The 23,301-nt window shown below is 54.6% G+C and carries 17 protein-coding genes and 1 pseudogene; 5 read left to right on the top strand and 13 right to left on the bottom strand.

Annotated elements, in window-relative coordinates; all coding sequences use genetic code 11:
* Positions 1-2: 2 nt before the first annotated feature.
* The 8 genes from ACJHX4_RS00800 to ACJHX4_RS00765 form a co-directional block, all read right to left on the bottom strand.
* Entirely contained in the window at positions 3-542 is a 540-nt protein-coding gene (locus tag ACJHX4_RS00800) for a DUF2058 domain-containing protein (RefSeq protein ID WP_001096710.1), read from the bottom strand.
* Between the two features lie 101 nt (positions 543-643).
* Complete coding sequence (mhpT, locus tag ACJHX4_RS00795; protein ID WP_000107631.1) at positions 644-1,855, bottom strand: 3-(3-hydroxy-phenyl)propionate transporter MhpT; 1,212 nt, start codon at positions 1,853-1,855, stop codon at positions 644-646.
* A gap of 175 nt (positions 1,856-2,030) precedes the next feature.
* The gene (mhpE, locus tag ACJHX4_RS00790; protein WP_001013504.1) at positions 2,031-3,044 is read right to left on the bottom strand and encodes a 4-hydroxy-2-oxovalerate aldolase; all 1,014 of its coding nucleotides are present in this window, start codon (positions 3,042-3,044) and stop codon (positions 2,031-2,033) included.
* Positions 3,041-3,991: an acetaldehyde dehydrogenase gene (gene mhpF / locus ACJHX4_RS00785; protein ID WP_000044319.1), complete on the bottom strand. Its 951-nt coding sequence runs from the start codon at positions 3,989-3,991 to the stop codon at positions 3,041-3,043. The genes mhpE and mhpF overlap by 4 nt, the downstream gene beginning before the upstream one ends.
* Entirely contained in the window at positions 3,988-4,797 is an 810-nt protein-coding gene (mhpD, locus tag ACJHX4_RS00780) for a 2-keto-4-pentenoate hydratase (RefSeq protein ID WP_000160712.1), read from the bottom strand. The genes mhpF and mhpD overlap by 4 nt, the downstream gene beginning before the upstream one ends.
* Positions 4,798-4,806: 9 nt before the next feature.
* Positions 4,807-5,673, bottom strand: coding sequence for a 2-hydroxy-6-oxonona-2,4-dienedioate hydrolase (gene mhpC / locus ACJHX4_RS00775; RefSeq protein ID WP_000121898.1), 867 nt, complete (start codon positions 5,671-5,673; stop codon positions 4,807-4,809).
* A gap of 17 nt (positions 5,674-5,690) precedes the next feature.
* Positions 5,691-6,635, bottom strand: a complete 945-nt coding sequence (gene mhpB / locus ACJHX4_RS00770; protein WP_000543457.1) for a 2,3-dihydroxyphenylpropionate/2,3-dihydroxicinnamic acid 1,2-dioxygenase — start codon at positions 6,633-6,635, stop codon at positions 5,691-5,693.
* A 1-nt stretch (position 6,636) separates the two neighbouring features.
* Positions 6,637-8,301 (bottom strand): bifunctional 3-(3-hydroxy-phenyl)propionate/3-hydroxycinnamic acid hydroxylase, encoded by a 1,665-nt coding sequence (locus ACJHX4_RS00765; RefSeq protein WP_001007420.1) that lies wholly within the window; start codon positions 8,299-8,301, stop codon positions 6,637-6,639.
* Between the two features lie 190 nt (positions 8,302-8,491).
* On the opposite strand from ACJHX4_RS00765, the gene ACJHX4_RS00760 reads away from it, so the two are divergent.
* The 5 genes and pseudogenes from ACJHX4_RS00760 (at position 8,492) to lacA (ending at position 15,664) form a co-directional block, all read left to right on the top strand.
* Positions 8,492-9,325: a DNA-binding transcriptional regulator gene (locus ACJHX4_RS00760; RefSeq protein WP_001295813.1), complete on the top strand. Its 834-nt coding sequence runs from the start codon at positions 8,492-8,494 to the stop codon at positions 9,323-9,325.
* Positions 9,326-9,401: 76 nt separating this feature from the next.
* Positions 9,402-10,484 (top strand): DNA-binding transcriptional repressor LacI, encoded by a 1,083-nt coding sequence (lacI, locus tag ACJHX4_RS00755; protein ID WP_000805862.1) that lies wholly within the window; start codon positions 9,402-9,404, stop codon positions 10,482-10,484.
* 122 nt (positions 10,485-10,606) lie between these two features.
* On the top strand, positions 10,607-13,681 hold the full coding sequence (lacZ, locus tag ACJHX4_RS00750; protein ID WP_001531439.1) for a beta-galactosidase: 3,075 nt from the start codon (positions 10,607-10,609) through the stop codon (positions 13,679-13,681).
* 51 nt (positions 13,682-13,732) lie between these two features.
* Positions 13,733-14,986, top strand: a complete 1,254-nt coding sequence (lacY, locus tag ACJHX4_RS00745; RefSeq protein ID WP_000291538.1) for a lactose permease — start codon at positions 13,733-13,735, stop codon at positions 14,984-14,986.
* 65 nt (positions 14,987-15,051) lie between these two features.
* A pseudogene (gene lacA / locus ACJHX4_RS00740) lies at positions 15,052-15,664 on the top strand (galactoside O-acetyltransferase).
* Positions 15,665-15,784: 120 nt separating this feature from the next.
* Here the strand turns inward: lacA and codA are convergent.
* From codA to prpC, 5 genes are all read right to left on the bottom strand, one after another.
* On the bottom strand, positions 15,785-17,068 hold the full coding sequence (gene codA / locus ACJHX4_RS00735) for a cytosine/isoguanine deaminase (RefSeq protein ID WP_001295811.1): 1,284 nt from the start codon (positions 17,066-17,068) through the stop codon (positions 15,785-15,787).
* Positions 17,058-18,317, bottom strand: coding sequence for a cytosine permease (gene codB / locus ACJHX4_RS00730; protein WP_000076233.1), 1,260 nt, complete (start codon positions 18,315-18,317; stop codon positions 17,058-17,060). The genes codA and codB overlap by 11 nt, the downstream gene beginning before the upstream one ends.
* A 324-nt stretch (positions 18,318-18,641) precedes the next feature.
* Positions 18,642-20,528 (bottom strand): propionate--CoA ligase, encoded by a 1,887-nt coding sequence (prpE, locus tag ACJHX4_RS00725; protein ID WP_000010274.1) that lies wholly within the window; start codon positions 20,526-20,528, stop codon positions 18,642-18,644.
* 39 nt (positions 20,529-20,567) lie between these two features.
* Positions 20,568-22,019, bottom strand: a complete 1,452-nt coding sequence (gene prpD / locus ACJHX4_RS00720) for a 2-methylcitrate dehydratase (protein ID WP_001275894.1) — start codon at positions 22,017-22,019, stop codon at positions 20,568-20,570.
* Between the two features lie 33 nt (positions 22,020-22,052).
* Positions 22,053-23,222: a 2-methylcitrate synthase gene (prpC, locus tag ACJHX4_RS00715; RefSeq protein WP_001285906.1), complete on the bottom strand. Its 1,170-nt coding sequence runs from the start codon at positions 23,220-23,222 to the stop codon at positions 22,053-22,055.
* Positions 23,223-23,301: the final 79 nt, after the last annotated feature.

The raw sequence follows: 23,301 nt of genomic DNA, 5'->3' as shown, positions 1-23,301 counted from the left end.
GTTTACCACATCAAATCATCAGGCACTTTGAAGTCGGCATACGGATCGTCTTCATCCTGCTCTTCGGCGCTGAGCGCGCTGTGCAACACAATACTGCTGGCATCACGCTGAGCAATTTTATCGGCAACGCTGGCGGGAATAATGGCGTATTCACCTTCGCTATTGTTATCGACCAACAAGCGGGCAATCGCCAGACGACCATTAATCAACTGCGTTTGCGTGAGCTTATCGACAAAAATCTTCTTAATCAGATTGCCGTCAGTGAAGTTAAAACCAATATCGCCATTGGCAATGGTAATTCGGTTCATTTCAATGAGCTGCTTCACCTGGGCTTTATATTCTTTCGCCAACGCCGCTTGTTTTTGTTGCTCGCTAAGCTGTTTATCACGCTCAAGCTGTGCCTTTTTATTTTCTTCTACCGCCGCCCGTGCTTCACGCGCCTGAACACGCGATTTTTTCGCCGTTCTCTCGACCTTCGCCGCTTTTTTGCTGGTGACTAGTCCCGCTTTGAGCAACTGCTCTTGTAAGGTAAGTTTTGCCATCTTTGTTTCCAAACCCGCTGAATAATTTTTAGCGAGTATACCTGTAAACGCCGTAGGTGTATTGGGGGCAAGTCCCTTTCGCCCCTGCTTAATAAGGCGCGTCAGGCATCGGCACACGGCTGCATTCTTGATCTCCGACTCATCAAAATAAACACCGCCAACCCAGCAACAAGAATACCCGGTGCAGAAGCGGCCATTACGCCGACCGTGCCAGTGCCTAATGCCAGCATTTTCCCGGCCAGTAACGGACCGCTCATAGCCCCCAGACGCCCTACCGCCACGGCTGTTCCCACACCTGTTGCGCGGATCTGCGAACTGTAAAACAACGGTGCCAGAGCATACAAAACGCTTTGCCCACCTGTCGCAAACAACCCCGCGACAAATCCCGCCAGCAACATACTGTTAAATGACGACACCGTTCCCAGCGCCAGCAGCGAAGCTAACATGCCGCTATAAATCAGTAGCGACATGGTTACTGGACGCAGTTTATCCATCAATGCGCCCAACATTAACGTCCCGCTTGCCGCCCCCATTTGCAGTGCAAACATCACCCCTGCCGCCTGCGATGGCTGGAATCCTTGCTCCACCAAAAGCAGCGGCAGCCAGTTGATCAACATGTAGACCACCAGCAGAGTGAAAAAATAACACAACCACAGCAGCAGCGTCGCGGTTGCCGTTTCTGGCGCAAATAACGCACGCAGTGGTGGCGCAGCCTGTTTTTCGCCAGCGAAAACCGTCGACTCCGGCAGCCAGCGCATTAATAGCGGCACCAGAATCAACGGCACCACACCACCTACCCAAAACACCGTTTGCCATGCTAAGTTTGCCCCCGCGAAACCCAGCGTCGCCGCCAGCGCCGCGCCAATGGGAACACCGCAATACATCAGGCTCACTGCCGTCCCACGAAAACGTGGTCCCGCGGCTTCAGACGTCAGGGCGATAAGATTCGGCAACGCCGCCCCCAGCCCGACACCGGTCATCAGCCGCGCAAAGACCAGTGAGGGGAAATCCCATGCAATCGCCGTTGCCAGCGAGAACAAACCAAACAGCGCAACTGAGCCAATCAAAATACGCTTACGCCCATAACGGTCTGCCAGCATCCCGCCAACCAGCGCGCCGGGTAGCAAACCGAGTATTCCGGCGCTAAATATCCAGCCCATTTGCATTTTATCGAGTGCGAAAGCCTGGGCGATGCCACCCGCCGCAATGCCAGCCGCCTGAAGATCCAGCCCTTCCATCAGAGCGACCAAAAAACAAAGCCCGATGGTCAGCATCAGGCGGGATGAAGATGATGAAGGGGTACGAGTCGACATAAGATGAACCTCATTGCGAGTGCAGGTGAATCGCGACTGATACATTGCCAGCCGCGTAATCAGAACTATTTAATGACTGCCTACGGGCGAAATGTAGGCCGGATAAGGCGTTCACGCCGCATCCGGCAGTCGTGCTGGGATGGGCATACAAAATGCACGTTCTCGGCAGTCAATATTATTTGTTGTTGCGCAGATCCAGCGCCACGTCGACGATCATATCCTCCTGGCCGCCAACCATCCGGCGTTTGCCCAGCTCAACGAGAATATCCACCGCGCTTAAGCCATAACGCGCCGCCGCCGTTTCACAGTGACGCAGGAAGCTGGAGTAAACACCAGCGTATCCCAGCGCCAGCGTTTCGCGATCGACTCGTACCGGTCGATCCTGCAACGGACGCACCAGGTCGTCAGCGGCATCCATTAACGCATAGAGATCGCCCCCATGCTGCCAACCCAGTTTATCCGCGGCGGCAATAAATACTTCCAGCGGCGCGTTACCTGCGCCCGCGCCCATTCCCGCGAGGCTGGCGTCGATTCGGTCGCAGCCCTCTTCCACCGCCGCGATAGAATTCGCCACGCCAAGACTCAGGTTATGGTGAGCGTGCATGCCGGTTTGCGTTTCTGGTTTCAGCACTGCTTTCAGGGCGCGGAAACGGTCACGGATATCGCTCATGTTCATCGCACCGCCAGAATCCACCACATAAATACAGGTCGCACCGTAGCCTTCCATCAGCTTTGCCTGCTTTGCGAGATTCTCCGGCGTGGTCATATGGCTCATCATCAGAAAACCAACGGTGTCCATTCCGAGCTCGCGGGCATACTGAATATGCTGGGCGGAAACATCAGCCTCGGTACAGTGCGTTGCCACACGAACCACCCGCGCGCCAGCCTGCCAGGCATTTTTCAGATCGTGAATAGTGCCGATTCCTGGCAGCAACAACGTCGCGATTTTGGCGTGCTTCACCACATCCGCCGCCGCTTCAATCCATTCAAGGTCGCTATGTGCGCCGAAACCATAGTTAAAGCTGGAACCCTGCAAACCGTCGCCGTGGGCCACTTCAATCGAATCCACGCGGGCATCATCCAGTGCTTTGGCAATCTGGCGGACATTTTCCAGCGAATACTGATGACGAATGGCGTGCATACCGTCACGCAACGTGACGTCCGAAATATAAAGTTTTTTACCGTTCATGCCGCTTCTCCTGCCTTGCGCGCCAGTGACTGGGCCATTTTTTCCGCTGTCGCCAGCGCACTGGAAGTCATAATGTCGAGGTTGCCCGCATAGGCAGGCAGATAATGCGCTGCGCCTTCGACTTCCAGCCAGACCGCCGTTTTCAGCCCGGAGAACTGCCCCACGCCCGGTAAATTGACCGGTTTATCCTGCGGGATGACTTCAAACTGCACGCGCTGTTTCAGGCGATAACCCGGTACGTAAGCCTGCACCGCCTCAGCCATTTCATTGATTGAGGCTTCGATATCATCTTGTGAAGCTTCGTCGCTCAATACATACACCGTGTCACGCATCATCAACGGTGGCTCTGCTGGGTTAAGCACAATAATCGCCTTCCCTTTTGCCGCGCCACCCACCACTTCAATGGCGCGCGAAGTGGTTTCCGTAAATTCATCGATGTTGGCACGCGTGCCGGGTCCGGCAGATTTACTGGCAATAGAAGCGATAATTTCGGCGTAATGAACACGCGCCACGCGTGAAACTGCCGCTACCATTGGAATGGTGGCCTGGCCGCCGCAGGTGACCATGTTGACGTTCAGTTGAGCGACGTTCTCCTCGAGGTTAACCACCGGCACGCAGTAAGGGCCGATGGCAGCAGGCGTCAGGTCAATTAAGCGAATATCCGGTTTCGCTTCGCGCAAAGCGGCATCGTTTTTCACATGCGCGCCCGCGCTGGTCGCATCAAATACAATGTCGATATCAGCAAATTCAGGCATGTTCATCAGCCCGATCACCCCTTCATGGGTGGTGGCGACGCCCATACGTCTGGCACGCGCCAGACCGTCGGACTGAGGATCAATGCCGACCATCACCGCCATCTCCAGATGCTGACCGTGACGCAAAATTTTAATCATCAGATCGGTGCCAATGTTGCCTGAACCGATAATGGCGACTTTACGCTTACTCATGACAGACTTCCTTTTGGGGCTGCGCTTGAAAATGTCGCAGCAACTGAACCTATGCCTTCGATATGGGCTTCAAAACGATCGCCCGCATTCACCGCCACCATCGGACCTAATGCCCCGGTAAGAATGATATCTCCGGCGCGCAGCGGTTCACCCAGACTGGCCATTTTGCGTGCCAGCCAGACGGCGGCATTAAGCGGATGTCCCAGGCATTCGCTGCCGCGCCCGCTGGAAACCTCTTCGTTATTACGCGTCATCTTCATGGCGCAGTTTTTCAGGTCTAACCCCGCCGGGCGTTGCGCCGGACCGCCGATGACATACACCCCGCAGGAAGCGTTATCTGCCACGGTATCGACAAACTGAATCGACCAGTCGCGAATGCGGCTCCCCACCACCTCCAGCGCCGGAAGTACCCATTCAATGGCGTTATACAATTCGTCGAAGGTGATATCGGTTGCGGGTAGATCGCGGTTCAACACCAGTGCAATCTCCGCTTCAATGCGGGGTTGCAGAACACGGGAAAAAGGAATGGTTTCATTATCGCCATAACACATGTCGGCAAATAATGTCCCGAAATCCGGTTGATCAACGCCCAGTTGTTGCTGCACTTTCGGATGCGTCAGCCCCACTTTGCGCCCCACCACGCGACGCCCCTGCGCAACGTCATGTTGCACATTGATGTGCTGAATGGCGTAGGCCGCTTCAGCGTTATCGATACCAATCAGATCGCGCAGCGGCGCAATCGCTTCGCCCTGCTCTGCGGCGCGGCGTAAATCCGCCGCCAGTTGCTCAAGAGTATGCTTCGTCATGACCGTTCCTTAAGGGCGTGCGAGGAAATTCAGCACCAGTTGATTGAAAGCGTCGGCATGTTCCCACTGCGCCCAGTGACCACAGTCGCGGAAGATATGCAGTTCAGAACCGGCAATGCCGGACAGCAGACGCAGACCCGCATCCATCGGCACAAAGCGGTCGTTGCGCCCCCAGACAATCAGGGTTTGCGCTTTGATTTCCGCCAGACGTGGGCCAAAATCCGGGAACTGTTTCGGATTGGCTTCCAGGCTCTTAACGAAGTTTTCCAGGTGATCGCGGCGCGACAGCATATTATTCAGGCGCGCTTCAAACAGGGCGTCGGTCAAATCGCTGGTATCAAAAACGAAGATATCCATCATCAGCTTCAGGTTTTCGATAGTCGGCTGACGATAAAGCTGATTCAGTCGCTTAATACCTTCGGTTGGCATCGGCGTAAACAAACTCATGCCGCCCGTACCGCCGCCCATCAGCACCAGTTTGCCGACGCGCTCCGGCCAGTTAAGAGTGAACGCCACAGAACTGTGGCCACCCATCGAGTTGCCCAGCAGGTGGATTTTGGCGATATCCAGTTGATCCACCACGCTTTTCAGGATTCGCGCATTAAGATCCGATCGCGAACCACTATTAACGATCGAATCGCTCTTACCCCAACCCGGACAATCCAGCAGGATCACCCGATAGCCCGCCTCTACCAGCGGATCGATATTGCGGCTGAAGTTCGCCCAGCCAGTAGCACCCGGGCCGGAACCATGCAGCAGGACAACGGTTTCGTCGCCTTGTCCGCAGTCATTAAAATGGATGCGCAGCGTTTTACCCGCTTCTTCTACATTCAGAAAACGGCTGGTGGCGGCTTCGGTTTGTGGCTGATAACTCATCATCTTCTCCTGCATATTCAGTTCTCTGTTCTGGCGCTTAACGAGCCAAATCCGGCAATCCACTCCGGGATTGGGCGGTAATAACGCCCTTCGCTACGCCAGTTGCCAAACGCAGAAATAGCGGCAAAAGCGGCGACCCAGGTTTTGATTTCATGTGTCGACTTTCCGGCAATGGCGGAAAGCTCTTCGTTACTGACGGCATCCAGTTCCTGTATGCGTCCCTGCTCCAGCAAAGTCATGAACTGGTTATCCCAAATCGGGTTGAGCGGATGCAGCGTTCTCTGATCCTCAACAAACTTCTCAGCGGCGCTAATCACCCGTTGCTGACGCAATTCGCGCTCACTGGCGGGTAAATCTTTCCCGCTCCCCAACAGACGGTCGCGCATATGGGCATCGGCTTTCGCCAGTTCGGGCACCGGCGGCTGATGGGAAAGCCCACCGGAACCCAGGAACAGCACGCGTTTATTGAGAGTACTGGTGAAACGTCCAATGGCTTCCCCCAACATGCGGGTACGCTGGAAACCGGGCAGCGGCGTGGCGACACCGTTGATGAACACCGGCAGTACTGGCACCTTATCCAGCCCACCGAGCAGGAACTCCAGCGGCTGGGCGAACCCGTGGTCCACCTGCATACAGTAAGAAACGGCAAGATCGATCCCGCTCTTCATGACGGCATGCGCACAGGCCTCCGCCAGCTCCACAGGCACGGGCAGCTCTCCTGCCGCACTGCCGAAATCACCAATTGCCGTCGCTCCAACGCCTAAACAGAACGGTGGCATCACGTCATAGAAAAAGCCGTTGTAGTGATCTGGCGCAAACAGCACCACCAGTTCAGGGGAGAAAGCCGCAATACGCTCGCGGGCGCTGGCAATCACGCCATTGACCTCATCGAGTACCTCTTGTGCCGGGTCGACATACCCCACCAGCGGCGAGTGGGAAAGACAGTGAAGATAAGCGTGCATATCAGGCTACCTTTTCGACAGAAACGTCGGCATCAGGGCGGGTCAGCGTCATCACCGACGCCAGTTTATTCAGGGTCTTGCCCAGGGTTTGCGGAATGGCGGTGGCGGCAACAAAGCGATCCGGGCGCATCACCACCAGCGAAGCATTGTGTTGCGCGAACCAGCTACGCAGGCGACCTTGCGTATCCCCCACGCGTAGTACGCCGTCGTGGTTATCCTGTGCGGTATGAATTTGCACTTCCGGCACCACCTGAATGAAGCGTGTGCCCAACGCGCGCCACTGCTGGATTTGCTCGTCGCTCATCCCCCACAGTGGATTGCATCCCCAGCCAATTACCGCGAAGTTCGCGCCGATCGCGTTATCGAGTAGCGTCACGTCGCCGTTTTCCAGCGTGACTTTCGGCTGAATAAACATCTTGCCGACCGGAGAGTGCTTCGCTTCGCCCTCACGCACCAGCGCACCGCCGTAATATTGCGGCATCGGCTTGAAGCGCATTTCGAGGAAGTAGCGTTTTACTGGCGGCAGATAATTCAGCAGCCAGGAAACGCCGTCACGTAACGTACCCTGCCAGCGTTTCGGCGGAGCCAGCACGTTGCCCGCCGTCACGGACAGGTCAATCATCGCTTTGGCGTGATCGCGACGTTCTTGTTGATAGGTATCGAGCAGCGCATCGCGGGCTTTCCCCTGGATAACCAACGCCAGTTTCCATGCGAGGTTAAAGGCGTCGCGCATACCACTGTTATAGCCCTGCCCCTGCCACACCGGCATGATGTGCGCGGCATCGCCCGCCAGCAGTACGCGATCAATACGAAAACGTTGCGCCAGTCGCGCGTTGTGGGTGTAGACACGCTGGCGAATCAATTCAACATTGTCCGGATTAGGCAGCACTTTGCTTAACAGCTTGCGCATATTTTGCGGCTCACGCAGCTGTTCTTCGGTTTCTCCCGGCATCACCATAAATTCAAAGCGACGTACCGCATGAGGCAGCGCGGCAGAAACATACGGGCGCACCGGATCACAACACAAATAGATATGCGGCGTACTTAACGGATCGTTGGCGATATCTACCACAATCCACTGATTTGGCGCAGTTTTACCTTCAAACGGCACATTCAGGGTGCGACGGACAAAACTTGCCCCACCATCACAGGCCACCAGCCACTGGGCTTTGACCGTTTCCCGCTGCCCTTCTTCCGTTTTCAGGTGCAAGGTCACTTCGTCATCTTGCTGGCTGAAGGCCTCCAGCTCGCGGGAAAACAGGCAGCGCACATTCGGAAAACGCGACAATCCTTCCAGCATCACCGCATCGACCTGAGGCTGAATAAAGGCGTTACGGCGCGGCCAGCCAAATTCATCGGTCATTGGCTGAATATCAGCAAAACAGCGACCTTTTGGGGTGAGAAAACGCATCGCGTGCCACGGCGTAGTGTGCGGCAGAACATTATCGACCAGGCCAACCGACTGCATGGTGCGCAGCGCCTCGTCATCAATACCAATCGCACGCGGGTAGTCGATCAACTTATCGAGTTTCTCCACCACCAGCACGTCAATGCCCATCTGGCCGAGATAGTTCGCCATCATCAGCCCGACCGGACCGGCACCAGCGATCGCCACCTGAACGCTATGGTTAACAGCAGGCTGGATGTCAGGGTGTTGTATTGCCATTTCAGTACCTCACGACTCGGACAAAATGCCGTTGCGCGCACAGTACAGCGCAACTTATTTTGTTAAAAACATGTAAATGATTTTTTATTGTGCGCTCAGTATAGGAAGGGTGTTTTCGGCTACAATCAAAACATGCCCGAATGTGCACCAGGTGCACAACGTTGTTTTAACTATATAAATGTCAATTAATATGCAGAACAATGAGCAGACGGAATACAAAACCGTGCGCGGCTTAACCCGCGGTCTAATGTTATTAAATATGTTAAATAAACTTGATGGCGGTGCCAGCGTCGGGCTGCTGGCGGAACTCAGCGGCCTGCATCGCACCACTGTGCGGCGACTGCTGGAGACGTTACTGGAAGAGGGATATGTCCGGCGCAGTACCTCCGATGACAGTTTTCGTCTGACCATCAAAGTGCGGCAATTAAGCGAAGGATTTCGTGACGAACAGTGGATTTCTGCACTGGCGGCCCCGCTGCTGGGCGATCTGTTGCGCGAAGTGGTATGGCCGACAGATGTGTCCACGCTGGATGTTGATGCAATGGTGGTACGCGAAACCACCCATCGTTTCAGCCGCTTATCTTTTCACCGGGCAATGGTCGGGCGACGGTTACCGCTTCTGAAAACCGCCTCGGGCCTGACCTGGCTGGCCTTTTGCCCGGAACAAGAACGCAAGGAATTAATCGAGATGTTAGCCTCCCGCCCCGGTGATGACTATCAACTGGCACGAGAACCGTTAAAGCTGGAAGCCATTCTGGCGCGCGCGCGCAAAGAGGGGTACGGACAGAACTACCGCGGCTGGGATCAGGAGGAGAAGATCGCCTCTATCGCCGTACCGCTGCGCAGTGAACAACGGGTGATTGGCTGTCTGAATCTGGTGTATATGGCGAGCGCAATGACCATCGAACAGGCAGCGGAAAAGCATCTTCCGGCGCTGCAACGGGTGGCAAAACAGATCGAAGAAGGGGTTGAATCGCAGGCTATTCTGGTAGCGGGAAGGCGAAGCGGCGTGCATTTACGCTGACACCATCGAATGGCGCAAAACCTTTCGTGGTATGGCATGATAGCGCCCGGAAGAGAGTCAATTCAGGGTGGTGAATGTGAAACCAGTAACGCTATACGATGTCGCAGAGTATGCCGGTGTCTCTTATCAGACCGTTTCCCGCGTGGTGAACCAGGCCTGCCACGTTTCAGCGAAAACGCGGGAAAAAGTGGAAGCGGCGATGGCGGAGCTGAATTACATTCCCAACCGCGTGGCACAACAACTGGCGGGCAAACAGTCGTTGCTGATTGGCGTTGCCACTTCCAGTCTGGCCCTGCACGCGCCGTCGCAAATTGTTGCGGCGATAAAATCTCGCGCCGATCAACTGGGTGCCAGCGTGGTGGTGTCGATGGTAGAACGAAGCGGCGTCGAAGCCTGTAAAGCGGCGGTGCACAATCTTCTCGCGCAACGCGTCAGTGGGCTGATCATTAACTATCCGCTGGATGACCAGGATGCCATTGCTGTGGAAGCTGCCTGCGCTAATGTTCCGGCGTTATTTCTTGATGTCTCTGACCAGACTCCCATCAACAGTATTATTTTCTCCCATGAAGACGGTACGCGACTGGGCGTGGAGCACCTGGTCGCATTGGGTCACCAGCAAATCGCGCTGTTAGCAGGCCCATTAAGTTCTGTCTCGGCGCGTCTGCGTCTGGCGGGCTGGCATAAATATCTCACACGCAATCAAATTCAGCCGATAACAGAACGGGAAGGCGACTGGAGTGCCATGTCCGGTTTTCAACAAACCATGCAAATGCTAAATGAGGGCATCGTTCCCACTGCGATGCTGGTTGCCAACGATCAGATGGCGCTGGGCGCAATGCGCGCCATTACCGAGTCCGGGCTGCGCGTTGGTGCGGATATCTCGGTAGTGGGATACGACGATACCGAAGACAGCTCGTGTTATATCCCGCCGTTAACCACCATCAAACAGGATTTTCGCCTGCTGGGGCAAACCAGCGTGGACCGCTTGCTGCAACTCTCTCAGGGCCAGGCGGTGAAGGGCAATCAGCTGTTGCCCGTCTCACTGGTGAAAAGAAAAACCACCCTTCCGCCCAATACGCAAACCGCCTCTCCCCGCGCGTTGGCCGATTCATTAATGCAGCTGGCACGACAAGTTTCCCGACTGGAAAGCGGGCAGTGAGCGCAACACAATTAATGTGAGTCAGCTCACTCATTAGGCACCCCAGTCTTTACACTCTATGTGTCCGGCTCGTATGTTGTGTGAAATTGTGAGCGGATAACAATTTCACACAGGATACAGCTATGACTATGATTACGGATTCTCTGGCCGTCGTATTACAACGTCGTGACTGGGAAAACCCTGGCGTTACACAACTTAATCGCCTTGCGGCACATCCCCCTTTCGCCAGCTGGCGAAATAGCGAAGAGGCCCGCACCGATCGCCCTTCCCAACAGTTGCGCAGCCTGAATGGCGAATGGCGCTTTGCCTGGTTTCCGGCACCAGAAGCGGTGCCGGAAAGCTGGCTGGAGTGCGATCTTCCTGACGCCGATACTGTCGTCGTCCCCTCAAACTGGCAGATGCACGGTTACGACGCGCCCATCTACACCAACGTAACCTATCCCATTACGGTCAATCCGCCGTTTGTTCCCGCGGAGAATCCGACAGGTTGTTACTCGCTCACATTTAATGTTGATGAAAGCTGGCTACAGGAAGGCCAGACGCGAATTATTTTTGATGGCGTTAACTCGGCGTTTCATCTGTGGTGCAACGGGCGCTGGGTCGGTTACGGCCAGGACAGCCGTTTGCCGTCTGAATTTGACCTGAGCGCATTTTTACGCGCCGGAGAAAACCGCCTCGCGGTGATGGTGCTGCGCTGGAGTGACGGCAGTTATCTGGAAGATCAGGATATGTGGCGGATGAGCGGCATTTTCCGTGACGTCTCGTTGCTGCATAAACCGACCACGCAAATCAGCGATTTCCAAGTTACCACTCGCTTTAATGATGATTTCAGCCGCGCGGTACTGGAGGCAGAAGTTCAGATGTACGGCGAGCTGCGCGATGAACTGCGGGTGACGGTTTCTTTGTGGCAGGGTGAAACGCAGGTCGCCAGCGGCACCGCGCCTTTCGGCGGTGAAATTATCGATGAGCGTGGCGGTTATGCCGATCGCGTCACGCTACGCCTGAACGTTGAAAATCCGGAACTGTGGAGCGCCGAAATCCCGAATCTCTATCGTGCGGTGGTTAAACTGCACACCGCCGACGGCACGCTGATTGAAGCAGAAGCCTGCGATGTCGGTTTCCGCGAGGTGCGGATTGAAAATGGTCTGCTGCTGCTGAACGGCAAGCCGTTGCTGATTCGCGGCGTTAACCGTCACGAGCATCATCCTCTGCATGGTCAGGTCATGGATGAGCAGACGATGGTGCAGGATATCCTGCTGATGAAGCAGAACAACTTTAATGCCGTGCGCTGTTCGCATTATCCGAACCATCCGCTGTGGTACACGCTGTGCGACCGTTACGGCCTGTATGTGGTGGATGAAGCCAATATTGAAACCCACGGCATGGTGCCAATGAATCGTCTGACCGATGATCCGCGCTGGCTACCCGCGATGAGCGAACGCGTAACGCGGATGGTGCAGCGCGATCGTAATCACCCGAGTGTGATCATCTGGTCGCTGGGGAATGAGTCAGGCCACGGCGCTAATCACGACGCACTCTATCGCTGGATCAAATCTGTCGATCCTTCCCGCCCGGTACAGTATGAAGGCGGCGGAGCCGACACCTCCGCAACCGATATTATTTGCCCGATGTACGCGCGCGTGGATGAAGACCAGCCCTTCCCGGCGGTGCCGAAATGGTCCATCAAAAAATGGCTTTCGCTGCCTGGAGAAATGCGCCCGCTGATCCTTTGCGAATATGCCCACGCGATGGGTAACAGTCTTGGCGGCTTCGCTAAATACTGGCAGGCGTTTCGTCAGTACCCCCGTTTACAGGGCGGCTTCGTCTGGGACTGGGTGGATCAGTCGCTGATTAAATATGATGAAAACGGCAACCCGTGGTCGGCTTACGGCGGTGATTTTGGCGATACGCCGAACGATCGCCAGTTCTGTATGAACGGTCTGGTCTTTGCCGACCGCACGCCGCATCCGGCGCTGACGGAAGCAAAACACCAACAGCAGTATTTCCAGTTCCGTTTATCCGGGCGAACCATCGAAGTGACCAGCGAATACCTGTTCCGTCATAGCGATAACGAGTTCCTGCACTGGATGGTGGCGCTGGATGGCAAGCCGCTGGCAAGCGGTGAAGTGCCTCTGGATGTTGGCCCGCAAGGTAAGCAGTTGATTGAACTGCCTGAACTGCCGCAGCCGGAGAGCGCCGGACAACTCTGGCTAACGGTACGCGTAGTGCAACCAAACGCGACCGCATGGTCAGAAGCCGGACACATCAGCGCCTGGCAGCAATGGCGTCTGGCGGAAAACCTCAGCGTGACACTCCCCTCCGCGTCCCACGCCATCCCTCAACTGACCACCAGCGAAACGGATTTTTGCATCGAGCTGGGTAATAAGCGTTGGCAATTTAACCGCCAGTCAGGCTTTCTTTCACAGATGTGGATTGGCGATGAAAAACAACTGCTGACCCCGCTGCGCGATCAGTTCACCCGTGCGCCGCTGGATAACGACATTGGCGTAAGTGAAGCGACCCGCATTGACCCTAACGCCTGGGTCGAACGCTGGAAGGCGGCTGGCCATTACCAGGCCGAAGCGGCGTTGTTGCAGTGCACGGCAGATACACTTGCCGACGCGGTGCTGATTACGACCGCCCACGCGTGGCAGCATCAGGGGAAAACCTTATTTATCAGCCGGAAAACCTACCGGATTGATGGACACGGCGAGATGGTCGTCAGTGTAGGTGTTGAAGTAGCGAGCGATACACCGCATCCGGCGCGGATTGGCCTGACCTGCCAGCTGGCGCAGGTCGCAGAGCGGGTAAACTGGCTCGGCCTGGGGCCGCAAGAAAACTATCCCGACCGCCTTACTGCAGCCTGTTTTAACCGCTGGGATCTGCCATTGTCAGACATGTATACCCCGTACGTCTTCCCGAGCGAAAACGGTCTGCGCTGCGGGACGCGCGAATTGAATTATGGCCCACACCAGTGGCGCGGCGACTTCCAGTTCAACATCAGCCGCTACAGCCAACAACAACTGATGGAAACCAGCCATCGCCATCTGCTGCACGCGGAAGAAGGCACATGGCTGAATATCGACGGTTTCCATATGGGGATTGGTGGCGACGACTCCTGGAGCCCGTCAGTATCGGCGGAATTCCAGCTGAGCGCCGGTCGCTACCATTACCAGTTGGTCTGGTGTCAAAAATAATAATAACCGGGCAGGCCATGTCTGCCCGTATTTCGCGTAAGGAAATCCATTATGTACTATTTAAAAAACACAAACTTTTGGATGTTCGGTTTATTCTTTTTCTTTTACTTTTTTATCATGGGAGCCTACTTCCCGTTTTTCCCGATTTGGCTACATGACATCAACCATATCAGCAAAAGTGATACGGGTATTATTTTTGCCGCTATTTCTCTGTTCTCGCTATTATTCCAACCGCTGTTTGGTCTGCTTTCTGACAAACTCGGGCTGCGCAAATACCTGCTGTGGATTATTACCGGCATGTTAGTGATGTTTGCGCCGTTCTTTATTTTTATCTTCGGACCACTGTTACAATACAACATTTTAGTAGGATCGATTGTTGGTGGTATTTATCTTGGCTTTTGTTTTAACGCCGGTGCGCCAGCAGTAGAGGCATTTATCGAGAAAGTCAGCCGTCGCAGTCATTTCGAATTTGGTCGCGCGCGGATGTTTGGCTGTGTTGGCTGGGCGCTGTGTGCCTCGATTGTCGGCATCATGTTCACCATCAATAATCAGTTTGTTTTCTGGCTGGGTTCTGGCTGTGCACTCATCCTCGCCGTTTTACTCTTTTTCGCCAAAACGGATGCGCCCTCTTCAGCCACGGTTGCCAATGCGGTAGGTGCCAACCATTCGGCATTTAGCCTTAAGCTGGCGCTGGAACTGTTCAGACAGCCAAAACTGTGGTTTTTGTCACTGTATGTTATTGGCGTTTCCTGCACCTACGATGTTTTTGACCAACAGTTTGCTAATTTCTTTACTTCGTTTTTTGCTACCGGTGAACAGGGTACGCGGGTATTTGGCTACGTAACGACAATGGGCGAATTACTTAATGCCTCGATTATGTTCTTTGCGCCACTGATCATTAATCGCATCGGTGGGAAAAATGCCCTGCTGCTGGCTGGCACTATTATGTCTGTACGTATTATTGGCTCATCGTTCGCCACCTCAGCGCTGGAAGTGGTTATTCTGAAAACGCTGCATATGTTTGAAGTACCGTTCCTGCTGGTGGGCTGCTTTAAATATATTACCAGCCAGTTTGAAGTGCGTTTTTCAGCGACGATTTATCTGGTCTGTTTCTGCTTCTTTAAGCAACTGGCGATGATTTTTATGTCTGTACTGGCGGGCAATATGTATGAAAGCATCGGTTTCCAGGGCGCTTATCTGGTGCTGGGTCTGGTGGCGCTGGGCTTCACCTTAATTTCCGTGTTCACGCTTAGCGGCCCCGGCCCGCTTTCTCTACTGCGTCGTCAGGTGAATGAAGTCGCTTAAGCAATCAATGTCGGATGCGGCGCGAGCGCCTTATCCGACCAACATATCAGGGCGGAATGATCGCAATGAACATGTCGATGACAGAAAGAATAAAAGCAGGCAAGCTATTTACCGATATGTGCGAAGGCTTACCTGAAAAAAGACTTCGTGGAAAAACGTTAATGTATGAGTTTAATCACTCGCATCCATCAGAATTTGAAAAAAGGGAAAGTCTGATTAAAGAAATGTTTGCCACGGTAGGGGAAAACGCCTGGGTAGACCCCCCCCGTCTATTTCTCTTACGGTTCCAACATCCATATAGGCCGCAATTTTTATGCAAATTTCAATTTAACCATTGTCGACGACTACACGGTAACGATCGGTGATAACGTACTGATTGCACCCAACGTTACTCTTTCCGTTACGGGACACCCGGTACACCATGAATTGAGAAAAAACGGAGAGATGTACTCTTTTCCGATAACGATTGGCAATAACGTCTGGATCGGATGTCATGTGGTTATTAATCCAGGCATCACCATCGGGGATAATTCTGTTATTGGCGCGGGTAGTGTCGTCACAAAAGACATTCCACCAAACGTCGTGGCTGCAGGCGTTCCTTGTCGGGTTATTCGCGAAATAAACGACCGGGATAAGCAATATTATTTCAAAGATTTTAAAGTTGAGTCTTCAGTTTAAATAAGCAAAATTGCCTGATGCGCTCCGCTTATCAGGCCTACAATTTCAGTGATCTACGTAGGCCGGATAAGGTGTTCACGCCGCATCCGGCATAAACTACGCTCGCGGTAACCCAGCCGATTACCGTTTGTAATCGATGGCTTCTGGCTGCTCCAGATATACGGTGGTTTGTGCCGGTTTTGTGCTGGCAATCACCTTGCCGCCACGTACCGAATAGCGCACCGGAACCTGACGGCGCAGCGCGTCAAACCCATTTTCAGCCGGCAGGATAATCAGGTTGGCGCTGTTTCCGGCGGCAATGCCGTAATCCTGCAAATTCAACGTTCTGGCACTGTGGTGGGTGATTAAATTCAGGCCGTCGTTAATCTGCCCATAGCCCATCAGCTGGCAAACATGCAGCCCCATATGCAGCACTTGCAGCATATTCGCCGTTCCCAGCGGATACCACGGATCGAAGACATCATCGTGACCAAAGCAGACGTTAATGCCGGACTCCAGCATCTCTTTAACGCGCGTGATGCCGCGACGTTTTGGATACGTATCGAAACGTCCTTGCAGATGAATATTGACCAACGGGTTGGCGACAAAGTTAATACCGGACATTTTCAGCAAACGAAACAGGCGCGAAGTATACGCCCCGTTATAGGAGTGCATTGCCGTAGTATGGCTGGCGGTGACTCGCGCGCCCATGCCTTCACGGTGCGCCAGGGCAGCAACGGTTTCGACAAAGCGTGATTGCTCATCATCAATCTCGTCACAGTGAACATCGATGAGACGGTCGTATTTTTGCGCCAGGGCGAAGGTTTTATGCAGCGACTCCACGCCATATTCACGGGTAAATTCAAAATGCGGAATCGCCCCAACAACGTCTGCCCCTAAGCGTAACGCCTCTTCCAGCAACGCTTCACCATTGGGATACGACAAAATCCCTTCCTGCGGGAAGGCGACGATTTGTAGATCAATCCACGGCGCAACTTCCTGTTTCACTTCCAGCATTGCTTTCAGCGCAGTCAGCGTTGCGTCCGAAACATCGACATGGGTACGCACATGCTGAATGCCGTTGGCAATCTGCCATTTCAGCGTTTGCCATGCGCGTTGTTTCACATCGTCATGAGTTAATAACGCTTTGCGCTCGGCCCAGCGTTCAATGCCTTCAAACAGCGTGCCGGACTGATTCCAGTTCGGTTGTCCGGCGGTTTGCGTGGTGTCCAGGTGAATATGCGGCTCCACAAACGGCGGTAAAACTAAACCTTGTTCGGCATCCAGGCTGTTTTCAGTTACGGGCATCACGCCGGATTGCGCATCAATGGCGCTGATTTTTCCGTCGTGAAAATGAATCTGCCACAGCCCCTCTTTGCCGGGTAACCGGGCGTTAATAATTGTTTGTAAAGCATTATTCGACACTGTTAGCCTCCACATGCGTCATTGCTGCTGTCGTTTTACGATTCAAAATCGGGTTAAGGATCAGATAGCTCAGCGCGCCACCTAATACCGCGTTGACCGGAACAATTCCCGGTAACCAGTGGCCTGCGGCAATCCCCAGCGCGACAGCCAGAATCGCCACCCAATTGACACTCATCATACGCGTGGTCGCAAAGTGCTCATAGCGGCGACGGTTCATCAGATAATCAGCGATGATCACGCCGCCCACCGGAGGAATAGCTGCCGAAAGGAAGGTCAACCAGCCGACAAAATTGTTATACAGCCATAATGCGCAGACCGTACCGATAATACCGTTAATCACCGAAAGGGTTTTGCTCGACATACCGGTAATGTTGGCGAAACCTAAACCCGACGCATAGAGCGCGTTATCGTTGGTGGTCCAGATATTCAGCCCCAGCACCACAATCGCAGGCAGCAGCAGGCCCTGAGCAATCATCACATCAGAGATATCCGCCATCCCCAGTGCCGCCGCGCCCGCTGCACCGAAAATAAACATCAACGAGTTGCCGAGGAAAAAGGCCACCATCGCCACCAGCACCGCCAGTTTGGCATTACGACCAAACCGGACAAAGTCAGCGGTGAGCGTGCCCGCACTGATAAATGACCCCACAACCAGCGCCAGCGCGACATTGAAATCTAACGGTTGTGCGGGAACGACCGCTTTTAATGCGTCCAGGCCGCCCATGCCGTTAACGGCCAGCCACACGGAATAACCGCCAAGACAGGCGATAGCCGGAACCGCAATCACCGAAAGAACTGTCAGCGCCGAAATGCCAAAGAAGACGGTGACGGTCATCAGTAAACCGGAGACGGCAATCAGCAAATTAATATCCAGCCCGGTTGCCTTGCCCACCGGAATAGCAAACATCGCCACGCCAACGCCAAACCAGCCAACCTGGGTGCCGCCCAGCAGCAGTGAAGGCAACCATGAGCCTTTAACACCAAACGAGAAGCGAGCAAGAAGATGGGTGGTCAGGCCGGTTTTTGCGCCAATGTAACCAAGAAATGAAGTGTAAATACCGAGGAGAAGATTACCGATGAGAACTGCGAGGAAGAAATCATGATAGCTAAGACCGGTTCCGAGAGTGCCGCCGGTCCACATACTGGCGGAAAAGAAGGTTAATCCCAGCATGACGAACGTCAATGCCAATACCCCTTTCCGCGCCGACTGCGGGACTGGCCCCTGGCTAAAGTTGTTATCTTGCGACACGAAATTCCCCCTTTTTGCTGTTTGAAACCCAAAAAATCCGCCGCATTCTATTCATCTGAAGATAAAAAGCAATCGTTTTCGTATGGGGATATATTTCTTATATGAATGAGTACAAAAAGGCGGGGGAAACTTATCTGTGTAAAAACAGTGGGTAGGCATGATAAGACGCGTCAGCGTCGCATCAGGCATCTGCGCATGGTGTCGGATGCGGCGCGAGCGCCTTATCCGACCTACGGTTCAGGCCTGTAGGCATGATAAGACGCGTCAGCGTCGCATCAGGCATCTGCGCACGGTGTCGGATGCGGCGCGAGCGCCTTATCCGACCTACTCTTCCATCGCCTGGCGGATCTGATCCAACGACGCCGGATCATCAATGGTCGTCAGATCCCCAGGATCGCGTCCTTCGCAAATCGCCTGGATCGTGCGGCGCAGCATTTTTCCGGATCGCGTTTTTGGCAATTGCGAGACAAACCAGACGTGCGCCGGGCGGCCAAAGTTGCCAATCTGGCTGTCCACCAGCGCCATAATCGCCTTCTCTTGCGAGTGCGCCACCTCACGGTCTTCCAGACTGTCGCTCTCTTTCGGAATGACAAACGCCACCGCCACCTGCCCTTTCAGCGCATCTTTCACCCCAACCACCGCCACTTCGGCAACGCCCGGATGACTGGAGATACTCTCTTCAATCTCACGCGTACCCAGCCGATGTCCGGCAACGTTAATCACATCGTCAGTGCGCCCGAGAATAAAGTGATAACCGTCAGCATCGCGGATGCCCCAGTCAAAAGTGGCGTACACCGGACGGGAAAACAGCGACCAGTACGTCTTCACAAAGCGGTCGTCGTCGCCCCAGATGGTCTGAATACAGCCTGGCGGCAATGGCCCCTCCACTACCAGCATCCCTTTCTCATTGACGCCACACGGTTCGCCGGTGACTTCATTGAGCAACTGCACGTTATAGCCATACATCGGCACGCCGGGGCTTCCCAGACGCGTCGGTCTGTCATCCAGACCGCGAGCAATCGCCATAATCGGCCAGCCGGATTCGGTCTGCCAGTAGTTGTCGATGACCGGCACATCCAGCGTATTGCTCACCCAACTGGCGGTCGGCTCGTCCAGCGGTTCTCCAGCCAGATAGAGCACTTCCAGCGACGAAAGATCGTGTTTGCGAATTTCAGCGGTAGGGAATTTTTTCAGCACGCGAATGGCGGTCGGCGCTGAGAACATGCGGCTAACCTGATATTTCTCGACAATTTTCCACCACACGCCGCAGTCCGGCCAGGTCGGCAATCCTTCGTAAACGATAGTCGCCATCCCCGCCAGCAGCGGCGCGTAAACGATATACGAATGCCCTACCACCCAGCCGATATCCGAAGCACAAAAGAACACGCCGCCCGCTTTGCCGCCAAAAATGGTGTCCATCGAGGTCGCCAGCGCCACCGCATATCCGCCGACATCACGCTGCACACCTTTAGGTTTGCCGGTCGTGCCGGAGGTGTAGAGAATGCAGGAGGTTTCGTTGGATTCCAGCCATGCCACCGGCACCCGCGCGCCGATGTGCTGATGGCGCAACGACGCGAAATCGACATCCCGCCCGCTAACGCGCGCCATTTTCGCCAGCCCGCGATCCACCAGTAAAACGTGACGCGGCTGATGCTGTGCCTGACTTATCGCATCGTCGAGCAATTTTTTATACGGAATGATTTTACCGCCGCGCGCCCCGGCATCAGCCGAGACAATCAGCACCGGTTTAGCGTCATCAATTCGCGCCGCCACGCTGTGCGAGGCAAAACCCCCAAACACCACCGAGTGAATAGCACCAATGCGCGCGCAGGCCAGCAGGGTAATATGCGCTTCGGCAATCATCGGCATATACACCAGCACCCGATCGCCACGCTGCACGCCCAGCGAGCGCAGCATTGACGCCACCGCATTCACTTCGTCATGCAGTTGGCGGAAGGTAAAGGTACGCTCTTCCTCTGTTTCCGAAGAGACGGCAATCAATGCCAGCGCCTCTGGCTGTTTCTCCAGCCAGCGGTCGATAGCGTTGTGACACAAGTTGGTTCGGCCTTCACAAAACCAACGGGCAAACGGCGGGTTGCTGTGGTCGAGCGTTTGCGTAAAGGGCGTCTGCCAGTCAATACGCCGGGCCTGCTCGGCCCAGAACTGCTCCGGTTCGTTAATCGAACGCTGATAAAATTCGCTAAAAGACATAATGCTCTCCTGTTGAACTTACGCCTTACCGCCGTTTACTTAAATGACGTACAGGTCGAGATACTCATTGACCGGCATCTGTTCCAGGCGAGTTCTGTCGAGAGAAACCTCCAGAATGCGCTGCTGCTGGCGAGTCGGGAACTGGCGCGCGAGATTGATTTTGAATTTATCGACCAGCTTCGGAATGCCATCCTGACGGCGGCGAGCATGACCAATTGGGTACTCCACCACCACTTCTTCAAATCGCGTGCCGTCGGTGAACTCAAGGGTTATGGCATTGGCGATGGCGCGTTTTTCCGGGTCGTGGTAGTCAGCGGTAAACACCGGATCTTCAAAGCAATTGATCTTCTCGCGCAGAGCGTCGATGCGTTTATCTTGCGCAACGTTGTCCTCGTAATCTGCCGCCGTTAAGCGCCCGAACAGCAGCGGGATCGCCACCATGTACTGAATGCAGTGGTCGCGGTCAGCCGGGTTATTGAGCGGCCCTTTTTTGTCGATGATGCGAATACAGGCTTCGTGGGTGCGAATGGTCACTTTTTCGATATCCGCCGCCGTTTTGCCTGCTGCCTGCATCTGTTCATAGAGCGTCATCGCTGCTTCAACTGCCGTCTGGGAGTGGAACTCCGCCGGGAAGGAGATTTTGAACAGCACATTTTCCATCACGTAAGAACCATACGGGCGCTGGAAGCGGAACGATTCGCCTTTAAAGGAGACGTCGTAGAAGCCCCACACCGGCGCAGTCAGGGCTGACGGATAACCCATTTCGCCGGTTTTCGCCATCAGTGCCAGACGTACCGCGCGGGAAGTGGCATCGCCCGCCGCCCAGGATTTACGCGTACCGGTGTTCGGCGCATGGCGATAGGTGCGCAGCGACTGTCCGTCTACCCATGCCAGCGAAACGGCGTTGAGAATTTCCTCGCGGGTCAGGCCGAGCATTTCGGCGACCACGGCGGTGGAAGCCACTTTCACTAACAGAACGTGGTCGAGGCCGACGCGGTTAAAGGAGTTTTCCAGCGCGATGCAGCCCTGAATTTCATGGGCTTTGATCATTGCGGTCAGCACCTGTTTCATGGTCAACGGCGCTTTGCCGCTGGCGACCGCGTTGCGCGAAAGCCAGTCCGCCGTTGCCAGAATGCCGCCGAGGTTGTCGGAAGGATGCCCCCACTCCGCCGCCAGCCAGGTATCGTTGAAATCGAGCCAACGGATCATCGCGCCAATGTTAAATGCCGCCTGGACGGGGTCGAGCTGAAACTGAGTTCCGGGGACGCGCACGCCATTGGGTACGACGGTGCCGGGGACAATTGGCCCCAGCAGTTTTTTACAGGCCGGATATTCGAGAGCTTCCAGACCACAGCCGAGCGTGTCGAGCAGGCAGTAATGTGCGGTGTCGTAGGCTACTCTGGAGCTGATTTCGTAGTTCATCACGTAATCGACGATATCAACGATTTCACGATCAAATTCCGGGCGAATGTTGTTGATTTGAGCTGACATTGGGTACGTTTCCTTATTGTTATTCGTAGAGGTTTACTGGCGCTTATCCAGCGCGACAAACTGGCGGTCTTCCGGTCCAACATAATTGGCGGAAGGACGGATAATTTTGTTGTCCTGACGTTGTTCGATAATGTGCGCCGCCCAGCCAGTGACGCGGGCGATAACAAACAGTGGTGTGAATATCTCGGTGGGAACACCCATCATGTTGTAGGAAACAGCGGAGAACCAGTCGAGATTGGGGAACATCTTTTTGCTCTCCCACATCACTGTTTCCAGGCGATCGGCGATGTTGTACATCTTCAGCGAGCCGCCTTCCTGCGAGAGCTGCTTTGCCACGCGTTTGATCACCTGGTGGCGCGGGTCGGCGATGGTATAAACCGGATGCCCAAAACCAATGACCACTTCTTTGTTTTCCACCCGCTTACGGATATCAGCTTCGGCTTCGTCCGGCGTTTCGTAGCGTTGCTGGATCTCCAGCGACACTTCATTCGCTCCGCCGTGTTTCGGCCCGCGCAGTGCGCCAATCGCGCCAATAATGGCGGAATACATATCAGAGCCAGTGCCCGCAATCACCCGGCTGGTAAAGGTGGAAGCGTTAAACTCGTGTTCGGCGTACAGCACCAGCGAAATATGCATCGCCTTTTCCCAGCTTTGCGACGGCTTTTCGCCGTGCAGCAGATGCAGGAAGTGACCGCCGATAGAGTCGTCATCGGTTTCCGGCTGAATGCGTTCGCCGTTGTGGCTGTAGTGATACCAGTAGAGAAGAATCGAGCTAAGTGACGCCAGCAGTTTGTCGGCAATATCCCGTGCGCCAGAGACGGTATGCCCCTCTTTTTCTGGCAGCGTGCAGCCGAGCGCGGAAACGCCGGTGCGCATAACATCCATCGGGTGTGACGCCGCCGGTAAGGCTTCCAGCACGGTACGCACGTTAGCCGGTAAACCACGCAGGGCTTTCAGTTTCGTTTTGTAGGCGGCGAGTTCGTCACGGGTTGGCAGTTTGCCGTGGATCAGCAGATGCGCCACTTCTTCAAATTCACAATGTTCCGCCAGATCAAGAATATCGTAGCCACGGTAATGCAGGTCGTTGCCGCTTTTACCCACGGTGCAGAGCGCCGTATTGCCCGCCGGAACGCCGGAAAGTGCCACCGATTTTTTCGGTTTAATGACATGGGTACTGTTTTGCAGGATCGTTGTGTCGCTCATATTGTCCTCGTCATTGTTATCATTTGTAGGGTCGAGATTGTTGTCGGATGCGACGCTATGCGTCTTATCCGACCTACAG

This window comes from Escherichia sp. WS2035 (assembly GCF_046487065.1).
Taxonomy (GTDB): domain Bacteria; phylum Pseudomonadota; class Gammaproteobacteria; order Enterobacterales; family Enterobacteriaceae; genus Escherichia; species Escherichia coli.
Note: the sequence above shows the minus strand (reverse complement) of the source record. Positions and strands in the feature narration are given on the sequence as shown.

Excerpts from the sequence above, each read along its gene's own strand:
- prpC (WP_001285906.1), bottom strand. The coding sequence starts at position 23,222 with ATGAGCGACACAACGATCCTGCAAAACAGTACCCATGTCATTAAACCG.
- mhpB (WP_000543457.1), bottom strand. The coding sequence starts at position 6,635 with ATGCACGCTTATCTTCACTGTCTTTCCCACTCGCCGCTGGTGGGGTAT.
- mhpD (WP_000160712.1), bottom strand. The coding sequence starts at position 4,797 with ATGACGAAGCATACTCTTGAGCAACTGGCGGCGGATTTACGCCGCGCC.
- lacY (WP_000291538.1), top strand. The coding sequence starts at position 13,733 with ATGTACTATTTAAAAAACACAAACTTTTGGATGTTCGGTTTATTCTTT.
- ACJHX4_RS00800 (WP_001096710.1), bottom strand. The coding sequence starts at position 542 with ATGGCAAAACTTACCTTACAAGAGCAGTTGCTCAAAGCGGGACTAGTC.
- mhpF (WP_000044319.1), bottom strand. The coding sequence starts at position 3,991 with ATGAGTAAGCGTAAAGTCGCCATTATCGGTTCAGGCAACATTGGCACC.
- prpE (WP_000010274.1), bottom strand. The coding sequence starts at position 20,528 with ATGTCTTTTAGCGAATTTTATCAGCGTTCGATTAACGAACCGGAGCAG.
- mhpT (WP_000107631.1), bottom strand. The coding sequence starts at position 1,855 with ATGTCGACTCGTACCCCTTCATCATCTTCATCCCGCCTGATGCTGACC.
- lacZ (WP_001531439.1), top strand. The coding sequence starts at position 10,607 with ATGACTATGATTACGGATTCTCTGGCCGTCGTATTACAACGTCGTGAC.
- prpD (WP_001275894.1), bottom strand. The coding sequence starts at position 22,019 with ATGTCAGCTCAAATCAACAACATTCGCCCGGAATTTGATCGTGAAATC.
- mhpC (WP_000121898.1), bottom strand. The coding sequence starts at position 5,673 with ATGAGTTATCAGCCACAAACCGAAGCCGCCACCAGCCGTTTTCTGAAT.
- ACJHX4_RS00760 (WP_001295813.1), top strand. The coding sequence starts at position 8,492 with ATGCAGAACAATGAGCAGACGGAATACAAAACCGTGCGCGGCTTAACC.
- ACJHX4_RS00765 (WP_001007420.1), bottom strand. The coding sequence starts at position 8,301 with ATGGCAATACAACACCCTGACATCCAGCCTGCTGTTAACCATAGCGTT.
- mhpE (WP_001013504.1), bottom strand. The coding sequence starts at position 3,044 with ATGAACGGTAAAAAACTTTATATTTCGGACGTCACGTTGCGTGACGGT.